The 6,892-nt window shown below is 39.4% G+C and carries 10 protein-coding genes; 4 read left to right on the top strand and 6 right to left on the bottom strand.

All coding sequences use genetic code 11. The features are described from left to right. Positions 1–55: 55 nt before the first annotated feature. From RL70_RS14300 to RL70_RS14275, 6 genes are all read right to left on the bottom strand, one after another. Entirely contained in the window at positions 56–424 is a 369-nt protein-coding gene (locus RL70_RS14300; RefSeq protein ID WP_039044082.1) for a hypothetical protein, read from the bottom strand. A gap of 108 nt (positions 425–532) precedes the next feature. Further along, positions 533–853: a general stress protein gene (locus RL70_RS14295; protein ID WP_025786223.1), complete on the bottom strand. Its 321-nt coding sequence runs from the start codon at positions 851–853 to the stop codon at positions 533–535. A 134-nt stretch (positions 854–987) separates the two neighbouring features. Beyond that, a complete protein-coding gene (locus RL70_RS14290; RefSeq protein WP_039044081.1) occupies positions 988–1,287 on the bottom strand; it encodes a hypothetical protein in 300 nt (99 codons plus the stop codon). 20 nt (positions 1,288–1,307) lie between these two features. After that, the gene (locus RL70_RS14285) at positions 1,308–1,877 is read right to left on the bottom strand and encodes an SCO family protein (RefSeq protein ID WP_039044080.1); all 570 of its coding nucleotides are present in this window, start codon (positions 1,875–1,877) and stop codon (positions 1,308–1,310) included. Beyond that, the gene (locus RL70_RS14280; protein WP_039044079.1) at positions 1,874–3,286 is read right to left on the bottom strand and encodes a cell wall metabolism sensor histidine kinase WalK; all 1,413 of its coding nucleotides are present in this window, start codon (positions 3,284–3,286) and stop codon (positions 1,874–1,876) included. The genes RL70_RS14285 and RL70_RS14280 overlap by 4 nt, the downstream gene beginning before the upstream one ends. 4 nt (positions 3,287–3,290) lie before the next feature. Further along, the gene (locus RL70_RS14275) at positions 3,291–3,962 is read right to left on the bottom strand and encodes a response regulator transcription factor (RefSeq protein WP_039044078.1); all 672 of its coding nucleotides are present in this window, start codon (positions 3,960–3,962) and stop codon (positions 3,291–3,293) included. Between the two features lie 174 nt (positions 3,963–4,136). Here RL70_RS14275 and RL70_RS14270 point away from each other — a divergent pair, with 174 nt between their 5' ends. The 4 genes from RL70_RS14270 (at position 4,137) to RL70_RS14255 (ending at position 6,649) form a co-directional block, all read left to right on the top strand. Continuing rightward, a complete protein-coding gene (locus tag RL70_RS14270; protein ID WP_039044077.1) occupies positions 4,137–4,943 on the top strand; it encodes a FixH family protein in 807 nt (268 codons plus the stop codon). 72 nt (positions 4,944–5,015) lie between these two features. Next, positions 5,016–5,345, top strand: a complete 330-nt coding sequence (locus RL70_RS14265; RefSeq protein WP_039044076.1) for an ASCH domain-containing protein — start codon at positions 5,016–5,018, stop codon at positions 5,343–5,345. Between the two features lie 10 nt (positions 5,346–5,355). Then, entirely contained in the window at positions 5,356–5,796 is a 441-nt protein-coding gene (locus RL70_RS14260) for a hypothetical protein (RefSeq protein WP_039044075.1), read from the top strand. 616 nt (positions 5,797–6,412) lie between these two features. After that, positions 6,413–6,649, top strand: a complete 237-nt coding sequence (locus tag RL70_RS14255; RefSeq protein ID WP_039044074.1) for a hypothetical protein — start codon at positions 6,413–6,415, stop codon at positions 6,647–6,649. Positions 6,650–6,892 lie beyond the last annotated feature (243 nt).

The following is a 6,892-nucleotide window of genomic DNA, read 5'->3' as shown; positions in this document are numbered from 1 at the left end:
ATTAATTTAGGTTAGCCCAGGGAGTGTTACCTCTCGTTCTGTTTTTTTTATGTCTTCATTTATTCTTCCTCATGAGGATAACGATGAATTGTATGATTAATCCTATTCCTAGGCTGAATGAGGAGAATATGTATATAGAAAGAATGCCAATTGATTGACCAAGTTCTCCTTCAATCGTAATTATACTGCGGAAGAATTCTTCAAAGCCGATCAACATCCCCACCATAAAGAACCAAAACGCGATGCGCAATTTATAATGCAATAGCAATAATGCAATAAGGCCAACCGTTAAACCGAATATTGAGAAAGCCAAATAGTTTTTCCATCCTAATTCCACTCCACTAATTGTGCGGACCCCGACGATCATGAGTACTAACGTGATTAAGCCAGCAAACAAACCAATTTTTCCTAAGTGACGTTCCATCTAAAGCACCTGCTTTCCATTCACCATCATACCTAAAATAGCATGTCTCTGCACAAAAAATGCGCACAACCTCGTGAACGAATGAGGTTGTACGCATTTAAATAATTTTTATTTGTTTGCAATAACGACAAGTTTCCCTTTGTCGAGTTCGCTCTCTGCAGCAGCTGCGTCTTCTTCAGTAAGACCCGCACCGTGCATCTTGCTGCGAAGTTCATCTCCACGAGAGGTGAACATATTCTTCATTGAATCGAGAAAGCCTTGTTCTTTCATGCCAGCTTTTTCAGTATCCAATGCGTCTGTAATATGATCTCCACGTTTCTTGTCATGTGCGAAAACATAAATTTCGTCATTAGTGTAACCTTTCGCTTCAAGTTCATCTACTTTTGCCTTAGCTTGTACTGCGTTTTCTACATAAAATTTTTCAACCATTTGTGAATCCCTCCAATTAGTAATTGTTTCTTTGTCGCTCTAGTGTTTGTATACCATCTTTCATGCAAAGTTAAACAATCATTTGTAAATCTGTGATGGAAACACTTAATAGAGAAAGAATGAGGAGAGATGAATTAAAGATATAGATCGCCTCGTAGACGTCTGAAAGACTTTAAGAAAAAGGTGGGATCCACATTGACATGGAACGACCGAACGCCTTGATTTGTATGAAGATAAAACAAGCAAGTTCCATCTGAGAAAGGTCGATAGGAACAATCATGCACAGCATGGATCGGATAGGAACTATGCTGAGAGACAATTTTATTTTCATGTAATGATAGTGTGCAAATTGCTGTAGTTACCGTCTGCTCAATCCAACCTACTGTCTTGTGTGGCACTTTATAGGACAAGGTAGCAATTGCTTCTGAGTCCAAAAAAACCCTCCTAAATCGTCTTATTTCGTATAGTCTTTCACTGTTTTTAGTAAATCATGTACATAATCTTCATCCACATAATTAAATTCACTGACCAGTTTACCATCTTTTGCAATTAGGTAGAAATTTGTTCCATGAATAACTTGATCGGAAGTATCAGGTTTTTGAATGATGGTCTGGAAATTCTCCCTTGCGAAGGTGGTGATTTCTTGAGCGGAATAGCCAGTTAGAAAATGCCAATTGCTTTCATCCTCTGTGTACTGAGAGGCATATGCTTTTAACGTTTCCGGCGTATCAACTTCTGGATCAACTGTGAACGAAACGAATTGTACATCTAAGTCATGTTTCTTAAATTCTTTTTGCAATGTTGCCATTTCAGATGTCATTGGAGGACAAACTGTTTCACAACTTGTAAATATGAAATCCGCAATCCATACTGTATCTTTCAATTGGTTAAATCCGAACGATTCACCTTGCTGATCGACAAAGGTAAATGATGAGATTTCTCTTCCCGGAGGTTTAGGGGAAGAGCAGGCGGAAAGTAAAACGATAACCACAATCATAATAGGGACGAATCGGGTTGCATTCATGTTGCCTCCTCCTCAGTAAACAAAGGTAGATCAATCGTAACAGTTGTACCTGTCGAAGGGTCACTATCCATATTGAATGTACCGTGATGCAGACGAATGATTTCTTTGACAATGGAAAGCCCGAGTCCAGTACCACCTGTCGTTCGTGTTCGCGCTTTGTCAGTGCGGAAGAAGCGTTCACCCATCCTACTTAAGTCTTCTTTTGAAATCGTCAATCCTTCGTTTTGGACTACATATCGGATCTTACTTCCATGTTCATGTAATCCAATTTGGATCATTCCACCGTCGGATACATACTTCACTGCGTTATCGATTGTATTATAGAAGACTTGTTGAATTCGATCTGGATCACCAAGGATGATCAAGTCTTCTTCAACATCAAGTTTAAGTTGAATGGATCGAGCAGCCAAATGGATGCGGAACAATTCCACAGTATCGACTAAAACTTGGGCAACGACGATTGGCTGGGCTTCAACAGTGAATAGACCTTCTTGAAGGTGGTTTAGATCTGTTAAATCATTGATCAGTTTACTTAGTCGTGCAGTTTCTTTTTCAATGGTGTTCAAGTAATTCTCCGAATTCTGATTTGGATTTCCGGATTCGGTGATTTGTTTTAATGCATGTGTATACCCGCTAATGTAGGTGAGTGGAGTCCGCATTTCGTGTGCGAGGTTACTTGTAAATTCTCGTTTGCGTTCTTCCTGTGCTTCGAGTGAAGAGCTCATTGTATTAAAAGCACGAGCCAACTGGCCGATTTCATCAGAACGCTCGGTTTCTACTCTGCCAGAATAGTCTCCATGAGAAATGTTGGCAGCTAGACCTTCTAATTTCCGTAAAGGACTGAAAAGTGAACTCCACACACGATTGATGAGTAAGAAAAGAATTAAGAAAAAGCCTGAACCTGCGGCTATAAGTAAAGGAATACTTTCTTTGAACACATCTTGGATAGCAGCAAGTGGCACGTAGATGTAAATAAAGCCTATCAACGAATCTTTTCCTCGAATTGGAAAGATTGCTCCGAGAATTTCTCGATTGAATTCTTCTACATATCCTTTTTTAACAACGTATGAACCTTTTTCAAGTATCTTCCGGTCTGAACTGTCCACTAAATTTTCGTAGTTAACTTGGTAAGGGAAGTAAGAAGATAAGTCGTCCAATTGATCCACGACAACGATCTCGTATTCAGATACTACGTTATACCATTGGATCTTCTCGATGATATCATCGCTCAGTTCCCCGAAATGATAGTGGGCGGCTGTTCGTTTACCTTGATAGACAATCGACTCTTCAATGCTTTCCAAATACAATTTTGAATATAGAAAATGAATAAAGAAAAAAGAAAACAAAATCGTAAATGCAAGGCTTAAGAAAAACAGGGATAAGATTTTTTTACTTAATGTCAGTTTCATTGCCTTAGACCTCGAACTTGTAGCCGACTCCCCAGACAGTCTCTATCTTTTGTCCTTCTTCCCCTAATTTCAACCTCAAGGTCTTAATATGTGTGTCGACGGTACGCACGCTACTGTCGTGATCGTCTCCCCAAACAATTTGGAGAAGCTCATCTCTTGAGTAAACGCGTCCAGAATTTTTCGCGAGGACGTAAAGAATACCAAATTCCTTCAGTGTAAGTGACAATGCCTTCCCATTTAACGTCGCTCTGTGTGCCTCTTTATCAATTTCAAGTGGACCAAATGACAGTGCGCTGTGAAGTTCTTTGCGTTGATAGGATCTACGCAAGACTGAAGCAACTCTTGCAAGTAATTCACCAGGTAAAAAGGGTTTCACAATATAATCGTCACCATGTTTGAGACCTTTGATTTTATCCCATTCTTCTCCTTTAGCAGACAAGAAGATAATAGGAAGATCGATCGTTCGTTTCACTTCTTGAGCGAAAAGGAAGCCATCCATATAAGGCATCATGACATCTGCTAAACAAAGGTCTACACGAACTTCGTGCAGCAGAGAAAGAGCGTGTACTCCATCTGTTGCTTCTACTACGTGATACCCGTCACTCTCTAAAAAAGTGCGAATTAGTTTTCTCATTTCTGCTTCATCATCGATTACCATAATTGTATACGAAATCATCTGGTTTCCTCATTTCATCTATCAATAATCTAATCATTTTCTCAAAAAACGGTGAACATTCCATGAAGTTTAAAGACTTCATAGTTATTTCGAATTTACTTAGTACAATGATGCTCATAAGCTAATAATACTTGAAAGCAGACAAACCGTTAAGCAAAAAGGAGCGAGGTTCATTTGAAAAAGAAACATTTGGCAATTAGTACAGCACTTATTGCATTATTAGTAACAGGATGCGGGCAAAATGATACGGATGGAAATGCAAGTGAAGACGAAGAAGTTGTGGTTGAGCCAATCACGGTAGAGCTAACTGTTCCTGAAACAGGGGAAGCCGAGGAATCCATTCAATTAGCAGCTGCGGTCTCTCAAGGTGATGAAAAGGTAACGGATGCAAGTGAAGTTGAATATGAAATTTGGGAAGATGGAAAGAAAGAGGATAGCTGGAAGGTCAAATCCGAACAGAAAACGGATGGCCTTTACGAAGCGAAAGCTAAATTTGAACATGATGGCTTGTTCCATGTTCAAGTCCACGTAACAGCGCGAGATATGCATACGATGCCAATGAAAGAAATTACAATTGGCACAGGGGCTGTAGAAGGTGAAGCAGGTACTGAAGCTGAAGGAAGTCATGAGCATCAACATGGGGCAGAAGACAAAGAAAGTCATGAGCATCATCATGGAACAGAAGGTTTTTCTATGCATTTCATGGAACCTAAAGATGTGAAGGTGAATGAATCTGCAATGATGATGGTCCACTTACAGCTAGATGATAAGCCGCTTGAAAAAGCACGTGTACGACTTGAAGTTGTTGTGAATGATAAAACTAATGAAGCACAATGGGTGAAGTTAACGGAAGAGAAGGCTGGAGAATACGCAGGTGAAGTGACATTTGAAGCTGCCGGAACAGCAAGTGTTACCGTTCATGTTGAAAATGAAGAAGGATTGCACGAGCATGAAACTCATGAGATGACTATTTCAAAATAATAGACTGTGTGATTCGAAATTTTATCGAGAACCATATATAATGAAGGAAATAGTTGAAATGGGGAATTTAAAATGGATTATCCAAAAAAAACATGCTCAGTTGAACGACTAGTTACAGTACCAGCAGATGTGGAAAAAGTGTTGGAAGGCAAAAAGACTGCAACTCGGAGAAACGGTGTTTACGCATACCCTGGCGAGGTTATGGAGTTAGATGGTAAGGGATTTAAAGTAGATTCACTTTATCAACAATCACTTGGTGAAGTTACAGAAGAACATGCTCACCAAGAAGGTTTTGAAAATCTAGACGCTTACAAGCAGTCGATTCTCGATATGCATGAAGGTATGAAATGGATTCCTACTATGAAAGTATGGGTACATGAGTTTTCTCCCGTAAAGAATTGATGGATTTGATATGGGCTTCTTATATACAGTCGTCGTCTACATCCATGTGTTATCAGCAGTAGCATCAGTAGGACCGCTATTTCTGCTATTCCCGATTATTTCACGCGTCCGCAAGGCGGTTTTGAGTGAGGAAGCAATTCTTCTTTCATTATTCAAATGGACAATTCGCTTTGTGATGCATTCGGGACATGTTCTTGTAGTTTCTGGAGTGATTCTGATCTTGATTGGGCCATGGCCGTGGTACACCTCATGGGTGATTGTCACGTTAGGTATTATGATGCTATCGATTGTATTTCTGGCTAGCGGTTTTTCCGTTGTCTTGAACCGTTTTCCTAAAGAACCGGAAAATCGTGAAGAACTGTTAAAGAAGTTACTGAACACATCGTGGCGGTATATAGGATTACTTCTAATTATGCTCTACCTAATGGTTGCCAAACCATCATTTTGGTAAAGATGAAAACAAACCCAAATAACAAAGTAAACGTTTAAAGTATAAAAGCGTGCACATCATTCGTGAGAAACGGATGATGTGCACGCTTTTTCGTTCCATGTAAAATTGGTTCCGTAATATTAGTCAGGATAGTTATCTAAAAATCTCCAATCCATAAACCTCACAATTGAGTCCCTTTAAAGTAATCTAGGCTCTTGTTGTCTGGAATATATGATTCACGGCCATTGATGGTTTGAAAAGAGGCCAAAGAAAGGTAGAGGGGGAACCAAGGCCATCAGCTTTTCGTTAAGGTTTAATAATTTCTAATGATAATCAATGAATTCTGGTAATTCATTAAAAGTTTGATACAATTTAATTGATAAGTTGAATTACTAAGTTCCCCAAACTGTCTGTGAAGACTGTTGCTTTGCGCTACAGACGGCACGCTTTCCGAGGGGCGTGGCTTGAGCCTCCTCGGACGCGAAAAACATGCGCCCTGCGGGGTTCTTAAGGCTCACGCTGATCCCTCCGGAGTCGGCCGTCTTCTGCTACAAGCAACGCAGCATATTTTATAAAATAGCTTCTTCTTCAAACGGGCCATTTTACAGATGAAAATAACCTCTAAGGAGAGAATTAAATGGGAATCCAAATACTAAATGATTTCCTCAATGAGCTAGAAGAAAGAAAAATCTTTTATAAACTGGATAAGGTTAGAAGTGAGGCAGTTATGGTGGAAGTTGTTGTTCCAGGTCAGCGTTGGGAAATTGAGTTTATGGACGATGGTTCAATTGAGATTGAAAAATTTATAAGTGATGGTGGCGTTATGTATGATGAAAGCGAATTAAAGAATCTATTTGAGAACTTTAGTGATTAATAACGCTAATAACTTCATCACAAATGGGTGCTTTAGTTGAAGAAGGAAATAAAATTGGATCACACATATTAGATATATCTAATATGTGTGATCCTTTTAATTCCAACTGTTTCTCTAACTTAACCTAAATATAACATTGGTTGTACAAATATATGCAAGATCGTGATAACGACGGCATGGTAGGTGAATAAGGGATTTGTTCGATATCGCAATCGGGCTAGCGCGACAAGTTCTGTGATAAAT

This window comes from Sporosarcina sp. ZBG7A (assembly GCF_000813425.1).
GTDB lineage: Bacteria > Bacillota > Bacilli > Bacillales_A > Planococcaceae > Sporosarcina.
This window is presented reverse-complemented; position numbering and strand designations above follow the sequence as displayed.